A 15,144-nucleotide genomic window follows, 5' to 3' on the forward strand; every position below is an offset into this window, starting at 1 on the left:
GTGCAAGAGGATAGCGCTGAGGAGCAGCAAAGCCGGGCGAGGCTGGCAGGCCCGGTTGTGCCTGGTCAGCGAATGCGGGCAACGCGGCTCCTGATCACGCCGTGATTTCCCAGGCCTGCGCGATCATCATCTGCATCTGTTCGCGGCTGTAATTCACCAGCGAATTTTTGCTGTTGGCTCGCGCCAGAATCCACTCCACCTCGGCGCGGCTCAGTGAAGGGCCATCCTGCCAGAATGGGGTGATCGCCTGCTGCTGCAGCCACTGTTTCAGAAACTGCGCCGGTGAGTCCGTAGTTTCGCTGAAGAGCTGCGGGTGCAGTTCCGCCATCAGCTTACGCTGCAGTGGCTGTTCGCTTTCGGACAATAGATCCAGGAACGGAAACAGCAGACGTCCGCACACTTCACCGTGATGGAACGGCTTTATCGCGCCCAGTTCCCCTGCAATACCGTGGATCACCCCCAGACCCGCACTGCTGAGACTGACACCGCCCAGCCACGACGCCATCATCATCGCTTCCCGTGCCGCGTCGCCAGCAGCATCCTCACGATTAAGGGCAGGCCAGGCCTGAACAAACTGACGCAGGCCGGTCAGCGCCAGCTGTCGGGTAAAGAGGTTGCCTTTGCTGGAGAGATATGCTTCGAACAGGTGGGTAAACGCATCAATACCGCAGGTTGCCAGCACCCGGTCAGGCGCACCTTTCAGCAGATCGGCATCGAGAATTGCCACCTCCGGCACAAAGACCGGGTGGCGCAGTGACGCTTTTATCTGAATGTCACGCTGATCAGTCACCACCGCATTTTGCGTCACTTCACTGCCGGTACCGGCGGTAGTCGGGATAGCAATCAGCGGCAACGTGATGGGCTGAACCGCGGTGTCGCCCACTTTTTCCAGATAGCGGGCGGTTGGCAACGGATGTTGTACCATCGCACTAAACGCTTTCGCCGCATCCAGCACGCTCCCGCCGCCAATCGCGACGACCCGATCGACATGACCGCGCCAGCGCGCAACCCAGCCATCGATCTCGGCGGGTGAGGCTTCATGACTGACAATTTCATAGCCAATAATATGATCGTTGAGTCCGGCTTTTAGCCGGGCATATGCGGGGCCTTGCAGAAAAGATTGTCCACAAAACAGCAGAGTAGGCTGTGACCGGGCGGCCAGCAGCGGCACCAGTTTATCCAGGCTGCCCCGGCCAAAGAGGGTTCGTTGATTACTGTACAGCTCACTCAGGTTCTCACTCACCAGCGCATCCTTTTTACATTTCGCTAAAATCTGAGTGTAACGAAAAGCAAGGCGCCGGGACTGGCAAACTTTCTGATAACGCATTGGCAAAAAGTTGATCACCTTCGCAAAACAGAAATTCACCCCCGGCGGGGTGGTGCTTTCCTGCTGATGTTACCCTTAACATGTTATCGGTAACAGCGTTTGTCGGGATGTGTAAACATCTTACAGCGCACTGTTTTGTAGCCCTCAGGGGATCATGATAATAAACCGACACTGAATGATGTTCAGTGCACAAGGTGGAGAAAAGCTATGCCATTACTCTATGTGGCGATTGGCGTCGCGTTACTGCTGCTGCTGATGATTCGCTTTAAGCTTAATGGATTTATCGCGCTGATCCTGGTGGCGCTGGCGGTCGGTGTGATGCAGGGCATGCCGGTTAATAAAGTGATTACCTCAATCAAAGCGGGCGTGGGTGGCACACTGGGCAGCCTGGCGCTGATCATGGGCTTTGGTGCCATGCTCGGTAAATTGCTGGCCGACTGCGGCGGTGCGCAGCGTATTGCCACCACCCTGATTGAAAAATTCGGCACTAAGCATATTCAGTGGGCGCTGGTGCTGACCGGTTTTATCGTCGGATTTGCGCTGTTCTATGAAGTCGGCTTTGTACTGATGCTGCCGCTGGTGTTCAGCGTTGCGGCGTCGGCACGTGTGCCGCTGCTCTATGTCGGGGTGCCGATGGCGGCTGCCCTGTCAGTGACGCACGGCTTTCTTCCGCCGCATCCTGGCCCGACCGCAATCGCGACGCTGTTTAACGCTGACATGGGTAAAACGCTGCTGTTTGGTACGCTGCTGGGTATTCCTACGGTGATTCTGGCGGGTCCGGTCTACGCCCGCTTCCTGAAAGGCATCGACAAACCGATTCCTGAGGGTCTCTATAACCCGAAAACCTTTACCGAGGCGGAAATGCCTGGGTTTGGCGTCAGCGTCTGGACGGCACTGGTACCTGTGGTGCTGATGGCGCTGCGTGCGGTGGCAGAGATGCTGCTGCCTAAAGGCCATGTGCTGCTGCCCTATGCGGAGTTCTTTGGCGACCCGGTGATGGCGACACTGATTGCGGTGCTGATTGCAATCTTCACCTTTGGACTGAATCGCGGTCGCACGATGGAACAGGTCATGGATACCCTGACCGACTCGATCAAAATCATCGCCATGATGTTGTTGATCATCGGCGGTGGCGGTGCCTTCAAACAGGTGCTGGTGGACAGCGGCGTGGATAAATACATTGCCAGCATGATGCATTCTACTCAGCTGTCGCCAATCTTTATGGCCTGGTCGATTGCCGCGGTGCTGCGTATTGCTCTGGGTTCTGCCACGGTAGCGGCCATTACCGCCGGGGGAATTGTGGCACCGCTGATTGTTACCAGCGGCGCCAGCCCGGAACTGATGGTCATCGCCGTAGGGTCCGGCAGCGTGATCTTCTCGCACGTTAATGACCCGGGCTTCTGGCTGTTCAAAGAGTATTTCAACCTGACGATTGGCGAAACCATCCGCTCCTGGTCGGCGCTGGAAACCATTATTTCGGTCTGTGGTCTGGTGGGTTGCCTTCTGCTCTCCTGGGCGATTTAACTTCTGGCCGCTGGCAAGCCTGCCAGCGGCTCTCTGCTTTCGCGTCTCTCCCGCTGCCTCTTTGAGCTTTGAACATCCCGTCGCGCTTGCTGCCCCTGTTGCCGGTTAAACCGGGATGTGCGGGACAGACAGCATAAAAAAGGCCGCAAGGTGCGGCCTGACAGAGAAGATTCAGTCTGAATCTGCCACGTTAATGAGGCGGTTCAAAACCGGCTTTCACCATCTGTTCCCGCAGCGCATGTGCAATGTCACGGTTGCCACCGGTAACGGGGTAGATAACGTTATTCACCACATCATCAAGGTAGTGCTCGTCAAACTCCTGCAGAGAGAGCTGCGTGCCGCCTTCATCGTTGATGGCGAAAGTCCCTTTGATGTGGTTACCGCTGTTTTTTGCCTTGAGGCTGTAGCGGCCCATGCTGGTATTAATCGTGCTCATAAGATCTCCTCGCGACTCATTTTCAATCTCATCACTCTTGAGGCCTGCCTTGCCGCCTAAATTTTAGCCAGGAGTGTTCTGTAAAACGAAAAAAGAGAGCCGTTAAAAAGTGGTGTTGCGATCGTTATCTCAGAATTTAAATAAAGCTCAGGGTTGATGAACTTATGACCAGTTGAGCCGTAAGTGAAGCGGCAGGGCGCATTTTCCTGTCTATAATGCTTACAGGAAAAGTGTTTAATTGGTGAGGGGAAAGGAAATGAAAATTATTCTGTGGATTATTGCGATCATTTTTATCGTTGGCTTACTGACCCTGACAGGGGTGTTCAAACTGATTTTCTGATATCTGTTAACGCTTCAGCAACAGCGGGCACCTAATCAGGTGCCCGCAATGTTTTCTGGCTGGCCAACAGAGCGTCTGTAATGGGATCCATCGGCGTATTGGGCAGCAGATCCTGTGAGCCCAGAGGTTTCTTACAGTATGCGCAGCAGGCACCATGAAAGTTTCGCTGGCCCTCGCGGTAATCAGTAAAAACGAATCGGGCGCTTCCACATTGACCGCAACGTATCTTCATCACCATCCTGTGTCTCACCCTCCTTTTACTCAGCATTAACGGATGCCTGTGCCTGACAGGTTAAGCGGACTTTATCTATTGCGCGGCAATATTATTTCGCACTGCGATAAGAAAAGTAGTTTCTTATGCTTTTGATTGTTTGTTGCCAAATGCGCATTCGGCCACTAAAAAGCATTTCATTGATCCAGATCAGTGTTTATTAGTTGTTGGCTAAAATATCCGCGAATAGCCTGCCATGACTGATGATAATGGCACAGCCGACTCATTTTTTTTGGCGAGGGAGCGGGATCTGCGCCAGTGAATTTAAGATTTATCGTACAATAAATAGCCACTGGCAGGACGCAGGCCTGAAAAAGCAGAAAAACGGGTTTAAGGTCATGGGACTTACCGTCTGGATGATAGAAAAAAAATGTCCTTTTAGCGGCGTAAACGTCATTAAGAACAGGAATATATCTTAATCAGATTTTTCTTTTTAACGTCAGTAACGTAACCGCTTAAAATTAAAAAGGGTTTCGTTTCCAGCAGGTTAGCGACCGATACCCGCTCTGCGCCTGATACGCGTTGAGCGATGTTTCGCAAGTCGAAAAGCAGGAAAGTGTGATGGATGTACAGAATGTCGATATTTATCACTTTTTCATCAAATCATGCTGGACAAATCCCTCAGCAATTGCTGTACTAGACCCCGACACAGTTTAGTGTCCATTTTTCATGTAAAGGTAATATAGATGTCTAAGATCAAAGGTAACGTTAAGTGGTTTAATGAATCTAAAGGATTCGGTTTCATTACTCCTGAAGATGGCAGCAAAGATGTATTCGTACATTTCTCTGCAATCCAGAGCAACGGCTTCAAAACTCTGGCTGAAGGTCAGCGCGTAGAGTTTGAAATCACCGACGGCGCTAAAGGCCCATCTGCTGCTAACGTTATCAGTCTGTAAGTTAACAGTCAGAATTCTAAAAACCCGCCTTATGGCGGGTTTTTTTATGGCTGTAATCTGCGCTTCATCCCCCCTGTCGTACTCTCACTCTCGGCGTGTTGCCGCACAAACTGCGCGGCGGTTCACACTAAATAACCGTAACATATTTATAACAACCCGATATGCAGCTTTTTGGCTTGCGACGCTATATAACTGTGCGACAGAACCCGGTGAGTGAGGAGGCAGGATGAACATACGTCAGGCAGAGTTGAAAGACAGTTTTGCGTTGAGTGCATTACTGAGCGAGTTAGGCTACGGCGGCACTGAAAGCTTTATTGAACAGCGCCTGGCGCAGTTATGCAGCGATCCCAGTGAAGCGCTGTTGGTGGCTGAACATGGCAGTCAGGTGCTGGGGTTTCTCTCCTTACATTTTATTCCTCAGCTGGCGCTGGCCGGTGATTTCGCCCGCATCAGCTATTTCTGCATTGCAGAAGGTGAGCGCAGTAAAGGCGTCGGCCAGCAGCTGATTCAGCATGCCGAAATGCTGGCGGCTCGTCGTGGCTGCGATCGTATGGAAGTCCATTGCCATCAGTCACGTCTCAAGGCGAACCAGTTCTACGCCCGCGAAGGCTATGTTGAATCCCCCTGTTATCTCATCAAAGATCTGCAAGCGAGTTAAATTCCCGTCCGCTGGCGATGACCAGCGCCCCGGCAATCATCTCCCGCTGTTCATCCCTGAGGCTGGCGATACTGACGCGAATAAATTGGGTTGGGCCGAGCCGACAGCGCTCGCCTGGCACGACCGCAATACCGCGGGCAGCCAGCGTGATCATGGCAAACTGCTCTGAAGTCACCGGAATATAGAGGCTTAATCCGTCGCGAAGCGGCAGATCAAGTCCACGCTGTGCCAGCGCCGCGAGCAACGCTTCACGCCGTTGCCGGTAGGTCGCGCGTGCGGTGGCGATCTGCCGTTGCGTTTCCTCATCCTCCAGCAGCCACGCCACCGCATCCTGCAGAATGCGGCTGGTCCAGCTGACGCCAAAATTTCGCCATGACTGAATGCGCCTGACCATCTCCGAGGTGGCAGAGAGCACTGCCAGTCGCAGATCCGGTCCATAGGCTTTGGAAAACGAACGGATGTGCAGCGTGCGCTCAGGAAAGATTGAACCCAGGCTCCAGCTCGCCTCCGCGGAGAGATCGCCAATACCATCATCCTCAACGATCAGTGTGTTGCTCTGTTGCAGAACCTGCGCCATTGCCTGACGACGCGCCGGGCTGATGCTGTTCCCGGTGGCCGAGTGGGTGCGGGGCTGATAGATCAACATTACCGGTGCCTGCTCCAGCAGAAGAGAAAGAACCTCTGGCAGCGGGCCTTGATCATCACACGCCAGCGGCAGAATCTCTGCGCCGACGTTATCCAGTATATCGAGCAGCCGGGTCGCGGTCGGATCTTCAATAATCACGCGGTCTCCCGGCGAGACCAGGGTTTGCACCAGCAGATTCATCGCGTCAAAACCGCCATCTGTCGCCAGAAACGCCTCTGCAGCATAGGGCCAGCGCGGCACGATCGCCTGAAGCAGCGGCGCGGAAATCGCCTCACGGGTGTAGCTGTTGAGCTGCGGTGAGTGCAGGGCCGCCTGCAGCGCACGCTGCAGGTCAGGCAGCAGGGCGGGGTCGGGCGCGGCGAGGGTCAGATCGGCGCGGATGTTATCACCGTAGTTGCCGATCTTCTCAAAGCGAATCGGACGCGGCATCACCGTATTACTACTGACCCAGACACCACTGCGCCCCTTGCCCGCCAGCACTTTCTGCTTTCTTAGTTGCGCCCAGGCAGCAGAAACGGTTGCCGGGCTGACACCCAGCTGCTCCGCTATCTCCCGCACCGCAGGCATCTGCATACCTGTCGCGATCTGTCCGTCACGAATCAGCGCGGAGGCTGCCTGTGCAATGCCTTTCACTGAAGGCGATTTTATCTGGCTGCAAAACCAGTTGAGGTCGACGCTCTCTGTCATAAGAAAATACTTTGTTCAGTAACAAATTAATGATTGTTCAGGTAAGTATTCCGGATCTAGTATCAAATTCAAGCACTATTTTATGCCCCGTCCCGACGGTGCAGCGTAAACGGAGAGATCATGGCAAGGCTACTCATCAGACTGGCGGTACGCGACTGGGACTACTTTACCCCGCTGGCGCTGGGCGATATCAGACCAGAAGGTTTTGAACTGCAGATCGACCGCGTCGGCACACTTGTGAATGATCTGGCGACCAGCCCCGACTATGACGCGGGCGAAGTCTCCTTCAGCCGCTATGCTCAGGGCCGGGCCAGAGGAGACGAAACACTGCTTGGCCTGCCACACTTCCTGATGCGCGGCTTCCGCCAGCGCTGCATTATCACCACCAGCAGCAGCCCCATCACCACGCCTGCGCAGCTGAAAGGTAAGAGAATCGGCGTCACCGGCTGGCAGGATTCGGGCAATACCTGGACACGCACGGTGCTGCGTGAAGCAGGCGTCGAAATCGATGATGTGTTCTGGTATGCCGGTCGTCTTACTGCCGATCATCCGATTGTCGATCGGCTGGCGGGATTTGGCCGCCCGGGCCGCATTGAACCCGCGCCTGACGAGCGACCGCTGATAGAGATGCTGCAGGCGGGTGAGCTGGATGCCATCTTCACGCCATTTATGCCGGAGGGCTTTTTCCTGCCGGGTTCGGGATTACGTCAGCTGCAGACCGATTTTTATCAGGCGGAGCGGGACTACTTTAATCGTGTCGGCTATGTGCCGGGCATCCACATTCTGGCGCTGAAACCGGCACTGGCGGCGGCGCATCCGTGGCTGCCTGCGGCGTTAAGTGAGGTCATCGATCGCTCTTACCGGCTGTGGATGCAGAAAAGAGAGAAATATGCCGACACCACGCCGTGGCTGCTGGACGATTTGCGACGCACTGCGCAGGAATTGCCCGCTGACTGGAATCAGAATGGTTTTAGCGTTAACAGAAAGATGATTGCGGACTTTGGTCGCGAGCTCTATGAGCAAGGGCTGACTCACCAGGTACTGACGCCGGAAGCAATGTTTCCGGCCGCTGCGGGAGAAGAGAAATGATGAAAGTAGCACTGGGACAATTTGCGGTGAGCCGCGAATGGCAGGAGAACGCCCGTATCTGTCTGGACTTAATGCAGCGGGCGACAGAAGGTGGCGCCGATCTGCTGGTACTGCCGGAAGGGGTACTGGCACGTGATATAGCCGACCCCGATTTAGTGCTGAAGGCGGCGCAGCCGCTGGATGGCCCTTTTCTGAGCCAGCTGCTGGCCGCCAGCAAGCAGACTGCGCTGACCACCATGATGAGCATTCACGTTCCCACCGGGGAGCAGAAAGCGCTCAACGTGCTGGTAGCGATCCGCAACGGTGAGATCATCGCCGCCTATGAAAAGCTGCATCTGTACGATGCCTTTGCGATGCAGGAGTCGCAGCGGGTGAATCCCGGCCACGTCATTCCGCCGCTGATTGAGGTCGCGGGTATGAAAGTCGGATTAATGACCTGCTATGACGTGCGCTTCCCTGAGCTGGCGCGTCGGCTGGTGCTGGATGGTGCAGAGGTGCTGGTGCTGCCTGCCGCCTGGGTTAAAGGTCCGCTGAAAGAGATGCACTGGGAACTGCTGACCCGCGCCCGCGCGCTGGAAAACACCTGCTATATGGTGGCGGTGGGGGAGTGCGGCCCGCGCAATATCGGTAACAGTCTGGTGGTCGATCCGCTGGGCGTAGCGGTGGCGAATGCGGCGGAATCACCGGCGCTGCTGTTTGCCGATCTCGATCCTGAGCGCGTCGCCTATGCCCGCCGGGTGCTGCCGGTACTGGAAAACCGGCGCTTTGCCCGTCCCGAACTCAACTGATCCGCTGAACCAGGAATCCATTATGACGAAGAGAGCAACCGCCTTAATCGTGGCGCTGGGGCTGACTGCATCCCTGGCGCAGGCTGCCGACGCTATTCCGGTGCAAAAAGTTGATCAGGCCCTGCATGACAGGCTGCCGGATGAGATCAAAAAATCGGGCAAAATGATTTCAGTGAATAACGGTTCATTTCCGCCCTATGAAATTGTGAATGGCCCGCACTCAATGGAGGGCGCGTCGGCCGAATTAACGACTGCACTGGCACAACTGCTGGGTGTGAAGATCGAGCATGCGACGGTGAGTGGTTTATCGGGCGTACTCACCGGCATCAATGCGGGTCGTTATCAGCTGGCAATTGGGCCGATTGGTGATTATCCGGACCGTCAGCAGAAAGTGGATTTCATCGATTTTGTGCAGGAGTTCGTGGTGTTCGGCGTGCAGAAGGGCAATCCGGCCAGAATCAATCAGCTGGACGACACCTGCGGCAAGCGCATTGCTGTCATGGCCGCTGGCTCTGCGGAACAGGTTATCCGTAAGCAGTCAGCCCGGTGTGTGGCCGACGGGAAACCGGCCGTGACGGTGCAGGCCTTTACCGATCAGCCTTCATCAATTCTGGCGGTACGCTCTAAACGCTCCGATGCGTTCTTCTCATCACAGGCGCCGCTGACTTACTTTGTTAATCAGGCGAAAGGGCAACTTGAGCTGGCGGGCAAAGGGCAGAAAAACGGCTTTGGCGATATTTTCCAGGGCACGGTGGTGCCGAAAGGCTCGCCGCTGGGTCAGGTGGTGCTGGATGCCTACAAAGAGCTGTATCAGAACGGGACGTATGCGGCCATCATGAAAAAGTGGCAGCTTGAGGGCAACATGACCACCGCACCCGGACTGAATCTGGCGAAAGAGGCCAGCAAATGAGCCCGCCGCGCCATCTGCACAGCGGCGAGGCACAGCTGCGCGACGTGGCGTTCGCTCGCAGCGCCCCCACTTACGGACGCTGGATCAGCTGGATTTTAGTGCTGGTGATCGGCACCAATCTATTGTGGCTGGTGGCGACCAACCCTAATTTTGAATGGCAGGTGGTACTCAAGTGGTTTACCGAAGGATCCGTGCTCAAAGGGTTGCAGGTCACTCTGGGGCTGACAGTGGTGTCGATGGTGCTCGGCACGCTGCTCGGTCTGCTGCTGGGTGTCTGGCGGCTCTCTGAGAACCGGTTGCTGCGCGGCGTTGCCGGACTCTATATCTGGTTCTTTCGTGGCACGCCGCTGCTGGTACAGCTGATCTTCTGGTACAACCTTTCTACGCTGTTTCCGGCGCTGTCGCTGACGCTGCCGTGGACCGATATCACGCTGGCCAGCTGGAATACCAACGATCTGATTACGCCGCTGACAGCTGCTATTGCCGGGCTGGCGCTGAATGAAGCGGCCTATATGGCGGAAATTATTCGCGCCGGTCTGCTGTCGGTGGATAACGGTCAGGTAGAGACTACCCAGGCCTTTGGCATGAGTCGTTCACGGGCGCTGCGGCGCATCATTATTCCTCAGGCGATGCGGTCGATTATTCCGCCCACCGGCAACCAACTGATCAGCATGATCAAGGCGACGTCGCTGGTCAGCGTGATCGCAATGGGCGATCTGCTCTATTCGGTGCAGGCGATCTACAACCGTACCTTCGAGATCATCCCGATGCTGATGGTGGCGGTGATCTGGTATCTGCTGATCACCTCGATCCTCAATCTGGGCCAGTCCGCCATCGAGCGTTACTACGCGCGTGGTACTCGCCGGGTGGCCAGCGCCCCCAGACGCGCCGCCGTCGCCGCTAACGCGCAACCCCAGCAGGAGGAGCAATGAGTCAGCGTGAACCCCTGGTCTGCGCCCGCAACGTGCAGAAAAATTACGGCGACAATCAGGTTCTGAAAGGGATCGATCTGGATGTCTGGCCCGGTGAGGTAGTGGTGATCCTCGGGCCGTCCGGTTCCGGTAAATCCACGTTTTTGCGCTGCATCAATCATCTTGAAGAGATGAACGCCGGATCGATTCGGGTCGGCGATGAGCAGATCGGGTATGTACTTAAAGGGCATGTGCTGCACCGGTTGTCGCCACGCCAGATCGCCCGTCAGCGCCAGAAAATTGGCATGGTGTTTCAGCAGTTCAATCTCTACCCCCATATGACCGTGCTGCAGAACATCACTGAAGCGCCCATCGGCGTGCATAAATTCCCGCGTCAGGAGGCGATGGCCCATGCCCGATCGCTGCTGGCGACGGTGGGGTTAAGCGATAAAGCGGACGCCTGGCCACGTCACCTCTCGGGCGGACAGCAACAGCGTGTGGCGATTGCGCGGGCGCTGGCGATCAAGCCGCAGCTGATGCTGTTTGATGAGCCGACCTCCGCGCTCGATCCGGAACTGGTGGGCGAAGTGCTGGCGACCATGCGTACCCTTGCCGACCAGGGATTAACGATGATCGTGGTGACTCATGAGATTAGCTTTGCGCGGGAAGCCGCCGATCGCGTGGTCTTTATGGATGGGGGGGTGGTGGTGGAGCAGGGCACGCCTGATGAGGTGATCGCGAATCCACAGCATCCGCGCACCCAGGCGTTCCTGAGTCGCTTCATCTGAGATCTTACTCTGTTACAGATTCCAGTTGTCGCCGCAGGCAAACTGCGCGTAAATATCAGTCACCGTGATTCGATAAAGTTGAAAGGTTAAATATGGAAGGTATCAGTATTGCCAAGCTGCTGATTATCGGTGCGCTTATCGTACTGCTTTTTGGTACCAACAAGTTGCGCTCACTGGGTGGCGATCTGGGCTCCGCAATCAAGGGCTTTAAAAAAGCCATGAAAGATGAAGATACCAGCGCAACCCGAACTGCGGCTGAAGACGTGCCGGCAGAACGCGTCGTTCATAAAGATTAATCGGTTATTTGCTGCAAATAACTGTTACTTTTTATTTCAGGCACAGATAAAAAAACCAGACTGTCTCCAGTCTGGTTTTTTGTTTTTTCGGGCGTCCGACCGCAAAAGCGTGCTTATTTCACTTCTTCGCCTTTGGCCTGCATATCCGCATGATAGGAAGAGCGGACAAACGGACCGCACGCGGCATGGGTAAAGCCCATCGCCATCGCTTCTTCTTTCATCTCATCGAACTCAGCCGGGCTGACGTAGCGCTGAACCGGCAGGTGGTGGCGGCTCGGCTGCAGATACTGGCCCAGCGTCAGCATGGTGACACCGTGGCGACGCAGATCGCGCATCACCTCAACGATTTCGGCATTGGTTTCGCCCAGGCCCACCATCAGACCCGATTTTGTTGGGATATGAGGATGCGCCTCTTTGAAACGTTCAAGCAGCTTCAGTGACCACTCGTAGTTCGCGCCCGGACGCACCTGGCGGTAGACGCGCGGTACGTTTTCCAGATTGTGGTTAAACACATCCGGTGGCGTCGCGGTAAGAATCTCCAGCGCGCGATCCATACGGCCACGGAAGTCCGGCACCAGCGTTTCGATTTTGATCGTCGGATTTTTTTCGCGAATCGCGCTGATGCAGTCGGCAAAGTGCTGTGCGCCACCATCACGCAAATCATCGCGGTCAACCGAGGTGATCACCACGTAGCGCAGGCCCATATCGGCAATCGTCTGCGCCAGTTTAGCGGGTTCGTTAGCGTCAGGGGCATTGGGGCGACCATGTGCCACATCGCAGAACGGACAACGACGGGTACAGATTGCGCCAAGGATCATAAAGGTGGCGGTGCCGTGGTTGAAGCATTCGGCGAGGTTAGGGCAGGATGCCTCTTCACAGACTGAGTGCAGCCCGTTTTTGCGCATCGCGGCTTTAATGCCCTGAATACGACTGGAGTCAGCTGGCAGCTTGATTTTCATCCATTCCGGCTTACGCAACATCTCCTGCCGTTCAACAGCCACGGTTTTCACCGGGATCAGCGCCATTTTGTCTGCGTCACGATATTTGACGCCGCGTTCCATCTGAATTGGTTTACTCATAAATCAGCAGGTTCCGGTCGGATTGCGATTTGAAAGCGTTCCCACTCAAACCGGGAAGGCTGCTTTCAACTTTATTTGAAAAAAGTGCAAAAATTATATCATCACATCGCCTGCGAAGCAGCCACAGTCAGCGCGGATAAGTTACATATTTGTAAATTCGCATTCTGCGTTAAGGTTTAACAGGGAGATCCCCTGAAATCCATTCAACATTTTCATAACCTGACAGCCGCGCAAATGCGCTGACCAGCGGAGAGTGTACCTGCTCCGTCGTCACCTCTGGCTGGAAATTTTTCAACTGGGTCATGCTCATGCCGGCGTAACCACAGGGATTGATGCGCAGGAAGGGCGACAAATCCATAGCAACATTCAGCGCCAGACCGTGAAACGAGCAGCCTTTACGGATGCGTAATCCCAGTGAGCAGATTTTCTCTTCCCCAACGTAGACGCCAGGTGCATCAGCACGGGCGCGGGCGCTGACGCCAAACTCTGCCAGGGTGGCGATAACCGTCTCTTCAAGAATGGTCACCAGCTGGCGTACGCCGAGCTTACGGCGTTTCACATCGATCAGGACGTACATCACCTGCTGTCCTGGCCCGTGATAGGTGACCTGACCCCCACGGTCACTCTGCACCACCGGGATCTCGCCTGGCATCAGCAGATGCTCTGCTTTACCCGCCTGACCCTGAGTGAAGACCGGAGGATGTTCAACCAGCCAGATTTCATCACGACTCTGGTCGTTGCGCTGGTCGGTATAGTGATGCATGGCGTCGGAGACAGATTGCCAGTCGCGCAGACCTGACTGGCGGACAAGAAGAGTTTCAACTGACAAAACGATAGCCCGCTAAAGGAAATAACGCTGAGGATAACGTCGGCAAACCGTCAGGCAGAGGCGCCTTGCCGACCCGTAAATTACAGTACCATCCGCACAATTTCGATGTTGCCCAGCTCTTCGTACAGGCGTTCTACCTGCTCGATGTGGGTGGCGGTGATAGTGATGTTGACGGAGTGATAGTTGCCTTTGCTGCTCGGCTTAACTTCAGGGCTGTAGTCGCCTGGCGCATGGCGTTGCACCACTTCAACCACTTGATCAACCAGCTCCGGTTGTGCCAGACCCATTACTTTGTAGGTAAATGGGGTAGGAAATTCGAGCAGCTCATTCAGTTTGGTTTTCATATTAACTCCGGTGCATAAAAAACAGGCTCCCGCCTGAGCGGGAGCAACATAATATCGTGTAATGGGGGCGAAGGGGTGATTTTTCAATCACCCGCCACGCTTAACCGAACCAGTGATGGAACATCAGCTTGATGTAATCAACGATACGGCCAAAGAAACCTCCTTCAGAGATCTCGTTCAGCACCACCAGCGGACGCTGTTCGATAGTCTTGCCATCCAGCTGGAAGTTGATGCTGCCGACCACCTGATTTTTCTTCAGTGGTGCATGCAGTTCCGTGTTGGTCAGCACATAGCTGGCTTTCAGATCTTTCATGCGGCCACGTGGGATGGTCAGGTAAGCATCTTTTTCCACGCCCAGCTGCACACGGTCGTTATCGCCGAACCAGACTGGCTCAGAGGCGAACTCTTTGCCCGCTTTCAGTGGCGCCACGGTTTCAAAGAAACGGAAGCCCCAGGTGAGCAGTTTCTTACTCTCAGTTTCACGGCCTTTGTAGGTATGACCGCCCATGACTGCGGAGATCAGGCGCATCTGGCCTTCAGTCGCAGACGCCACCAGGTTGTAACCGGCAGAGTTAGTGTGACCGGTTTTGATGCCGTCCACATTCAGGTTGGTATCCCACAGCAGACCGTTACGGTTCATCTGACGGATATTATTGAAGGTGAACTCTTTCTCTTTATAGACAGCATACTCTTCCGGCACGTCACGGATCAGCGCCTGACCGATCAACGCCATATCGCGCGCGGAGCTATACTGACCTTCCGCGTCCAGACCATGAACGGTCTGGAAGTGGGTATTCTGCAGGCCAATCGCTTTGACGTAGTTGTTCATCAGATTAACGAACGCATCCTGGCTGCCAGCGACATAGTCAGCCATTGCAACACAGGCGTCGTTACCGGACTGCAGTACAATCCCACGGGTCAGCTGAGAGACCGGCACGCGGTCGCCTGGCTTCAGGAACATCAGCGAGGAGCCTTTGAACACCGGGTTGCCGGTCGCCCAGGCATCCGGGCCGACGGTGACCATATCGTCCTGATGAATTTTACCCGCTTTAACGGCCTGACCAATGACATAGCTGGTCATCATCTTGGTCAGACTGGCAGGATCGCGGCGTGCATCGGCATTTTTCTCTGCCAGCACTTTGCCTGAGTTGTAGTCGATAAGGACGTACGCTTCGGCATCAATGTCCGGCACGCCCGGAATCATGGTCTTGAGATTGACGTCATCAGCAATAGCAGCATGGCTGAGAGAGAAAGCGATCAGTGATCCCACTGTCAGGCGTTTCAGCAAACGAGATGATTTCAGCGTGTTCATGTGTAGGACTACA

General features: G+C 55.2%; 16 protein-coding genes. 9 read left to right on the plus strand and 7 right to left on the minus strand.

Annotation, left to right across the window (positions count from 1 at the left end; genetic code table 11):
• Window positions 1-94: 94 nt before the first annotated feature.
• On the minus strand, window positions 95-1,243 hold the full coding sequence (locus tag HFD95_RS04470) for an iron-containing alcohol dehydrogenase (RefSeq protein ID WP_167429899.1): 1,149 nt from the start codon (window positions 1,241-1,243) through the stop codon (window positions 95-97).
• A 291-nt stretch (window positions 1,244-1,534) separates the two neighbouring features.
• On the opposite strand from HFD95_RS04470, the gene gntT reads away from it, so the two are divergent.
• The gene (gntT, locus tag HFD95_RS04475) at window positions 1,535-2,851 is read left to right on the plus strand and encodes a gluconate transporter (RefSeq protein WP_010258995.1); all 1,317 of its coding nucleotides are present in this window, start codon (window positions 1,535-1,537) and stop codon (window positions 2,849-2,851) included.
• A 190-nt stretch (window positions 2,852-3,041) separates the two neighbouring features.
• On the opposite strand, the gene HFD95_RS04480 is transcribed toward gntT, so the two are convergent.
• The gene (locus HFD95_RS04480) at window positions 3,042-3,287 is read right to left on the minus strand and encodes a hypothetical protein (protein WP_010258994.1); all 246 of its coding nucleotides are present in this window, start codon (window positions 3,285-3,287) and stop codon (window positions 3,042-3,044) included.
• A gap of 1,297 nt (window positions 3,288-4,584) precedes the next feature.
• Between HFD95_RS04480 and cspE the strand changes: the two genes are divergently transcribed.
• Window positions 4,585-4,794, plus strand: coding sequence for a transcription antiterminator/RNA stability regulator CspE (cspE, locus tag HFD95_RS04485; protein WP_006118399.1), 210 nt, complete (start codon window positions 4,585-4,587; stop codon window positions 4,792-4,794).
• Between the two features lie 226 nt (window positions 4,795-5,020).
• Window positions 5,021-5,452: a GNAT family N-acetyltransferase gene (locus HFD95_RS04490; protein ID WP_010258992.1), complete on the plus strand. Its 432-nt coding sequence runs from the start codon at window positions 5,021-5,023 to the stop codon at window positions 5,450-5,452.
• Here the strand turns inward: HFD95_RS04490 and HFD95_RS04495 are convergent.
• On the minus strand, window positions 5,430-6,785 hold the full coding sequence (locus tag HFD95_RS04495; RefSeq protein ID WP_167429900.1) for a PLP-dependent aminotransferase family protein: 1,356 nt from the start codon (window positions 6,783-6,785) through the stop codon (window positions 5,430-5,432). The two genes, HFD95_RS04490 and HFD95_RS04495, sit on opposite strands and share 23 nt — an antisense overlap.
• Window positions 6,786-6,905: 120 nt before the next feature.
• Between HFD95_RS04495 and HFD95_RS04500 the strand changes: the two genes are divergently transcribed.
• The 6 genes from HFD95_RS04500 (at window position 6,906) to tatE (ending at window position 11,567) form a co-directional block, all read left to right on the plus strand.
• Complete coding sequence (locus HFD95_RS04500) at window positions 6,906-7,874, plus strand: ABC transporter substrate-binding protein (protein ID WP_033756873.1); 969 nt, start codon at window positions 6,906-6,908, stop codon at window positions 7,872-7,874.
• A complete protein-coding gene (locus HFD95_RS04505) occupies window positions 7,874-8,662 on the plus strand; it encodes a deaminated glutathione amidase (protein WP_064689942.1) in 789 nt (262 codons plus the stop codon). The genes HFD95_RS04500 and HFD95_RS04505 overlap by 1 nt, the downstream gene beginning before the upstream one ends.
• 22 nt (window positions 8,663-8,684) lie before the next feature.
• Entirely contained in the window at window positions 8,685-9,572 is an 888-nt protein-coding gene (locus HFD95_RS04510; RefSeq protein ID WP_010671270.1) for an ABC transporter substrate-binding protein, read from the plus strand.
• Complete coding sequence (locus HFD95_RS04515) at window positions 9,569-10,504, plus strand: amino acid ABC transporter permease (protein WP_052271540.1); 936 nt, start codon at window positions 9,569-9,571, stop codon at window positions 10,502-10,504. The genes HFD95_RS04510 and HFD95_RS04515 overlap by 4 nt, the downstream gene beginning before the upstream one ends.
• Entirely contained in the window at window positions 10,501-11,271 is a 771-nt protein-coding gene (locus tag HFD95_RS04520; RefSeq protein ID WP_060679651.1) for an amino acid ABC transporter ATP-binding protein, read from the plus strand. The genes HFD95_RS04515 and HFD95_RS04520 overlap by 4 nt, the downstream gene beginning before the upstream one ends.
• 92 nt (window positions 11,272-11,363) lie before the next feature.
• Window positions 11,364-11,567, plus strand: a complete 204-nt coding sequence (gene tatE, locus HFD95_RS04525) for a twin-arginine translocase subunit TatE (RefSeq protein WP_010671272.1) — start codon at window positions 11,364-11,366, stop codon at window positions 11,565-11,567.
• 113 nt (window positions 11,568-11,680) lie between these two features.
• Here the strand turns inward: tatE and lipA are convergent, their stop codons facing one another.
• From lipA to dacA, 4 genes are all read right to left on the minus strand, one after another.
• Window positions 11,681-12,646 (minus strand): lipoyl synthase, encoded by a 966-nt coding sequence (lipA, locus tag HFD95_RS04530; RefSeq protein WP_010258979.1) that lies wholly within the window; start codon window positions 12,644-12,646, stop codon window positions 11,681-11,683.
• Window positions 12,647-12,815: 169 nt separating this feature from the next.
• The gene (gene lipB, locus HFD95_RS04535; RefSeq protein ID WP_029519432.1) at window positions 12,816-13,475 is read right to left on the minus strand and encodes a lipoyl(octanoyl) transferase LipB; all 660 of its coding nucleotides are present in this window, start codon (window positions 13,473-13,475) and stop codon (window positions 12,816-12,818) included.
• An 80-nt stretch (window positions 13,476-13,555) separates the two neighbouring features.
• The gene (gene ybeD, locus HFD95_RS04540) at window positions 13,556-13,819 is read right to left on the minus strand and encodes a DUF493 family protein YbeD (RefSeq protein WP_003854030.1); all 264 of its coding nucleotides are present in this window, start codon (window positions 13,817-13,819) and stop codon (window positions 13,556-13,558) included.
• A gap of 100 nt (window positions 13,820-13,919) precedes the next feature.
• On the minus strand, window positions 13,920-15,131 hold the full coding sequence (gene dacA / locus HFD95_RS04545; RefSeq protein WP_010258977.1) for a D-alanyl-D-alanine carboxypeptidase DacA: 1,212 nt from the start codon (window positions 15,129-15,131) through the stop codon (window positions 13,920-13,922).
• Between the last annotated feature and the right edge of the window lie 13 nt (window positions 15,132-15,144).

Source organism: Pantoea sp. EKM10T (assembly GCF_011800685.1).
Classification (GTDB): domain Bacteria; phylum Pseudomonadota; class Gammaproteobacteria; order Enterobacterales; family Enterobacteriaceae; genus Pantoea; species Pantoea agglomerans.

Bases quoted from the DNA above. Each gene is read 5' to 3' on its own strand.
- HFD95_RS04505 (WP_064689942.1), top strand. From the start codon at position 7,874: ATGAAAGTAGCACTGGGACAATTTGCGGTGAGCCGCGAATGGCAGGAG.
- HFD95_RS04495 (WP_167429900.1), bottom strand. From the start codon at position 6,785: ATGACAGAGAGCGTCGACCTCAACTGGTTTTGCAGCCAGATAAAATCG.
- HFD95_RS04490 (WP_010258992.1), top strand. From the start codon at position 5,021: ATGAACATACGTCAGGCAGAGTTGAAAGACAGTTTTGCGTTGAGTGCA.
- HFD95_RS04500 (WP_033756873.1), top strand. From the start codon at position 6,906: ATGGCAAGGCTACTCATCAGACTGGCGGTACGCGACTGGGACTACTTT.
- HFD95_RS04520 (WP_060679651.1), top strand. From the start codon at position 10,501: ATGAGTCAGCGTGAACCCCTGGTCTGCGCCCGCAACGTGCAGAAAAAT.
- HFD95_RS04515 (WP_052271540.1), top strand. From the start codon at position 9,569: ATGAGCCCGCCGCGCCATCTGCACAGCGGCGAGGCACAGCTGCGCGAC.
- HFD95_RS04510 (WP_010671270.1), top strand. From the start codon at position 8,685: ATGACGAAGAGAGCAACCGCCTTAATCGTGGCGCTGGGGCTGACTGCA.
- lipA (WP_010258979.1), bottom strand. From the start codon at position 12,646: ATGAGTAAACCAATTCAGATGGAACGCGGCGTCAAATATCGTGACGCA.
- HFD95_RS04480 (WP_010258994.1), bottom strand. From the start codon at position 3,287: ATGAGCACGATTAATACCAGCATGGGCCGCTACAGCCTCAAGGCAAAA.
- ybeD (WP_003854030.1), bottom strand. From the start codon at position 13,819: ATGAAAACCAAACTGAATGAGCTGCTCGAATTTCCTACCCCATTTACC.
- dacA (WP_010258977.1), bottom strand. From the start codon at position 15,131: ATGAACACGCTGAAATCATCTCGTTTGCTGAAACGCCTGACAGTGGGA.
- tatE (WP_010671272.1), top strand. From the start codon at position 11,364: ATGGAAGGTATCAGTATTGCCAAGCTGCTGATTATCGGTGCGCTTATC.
- cspE (WP_006118399.1), top strand. From the start codon at position 4,585: ATGTCTAAGATCAAAGGTAACGTTAAGTGGTTTAATGAATCTAAAGGA.
- gntT (WP_010258995.1), top strand. From the start codon at position 1,535: ATGCCATTACTCTATGTGGCGATTGGCGTCGCGTTACTGCTGCTGCTG.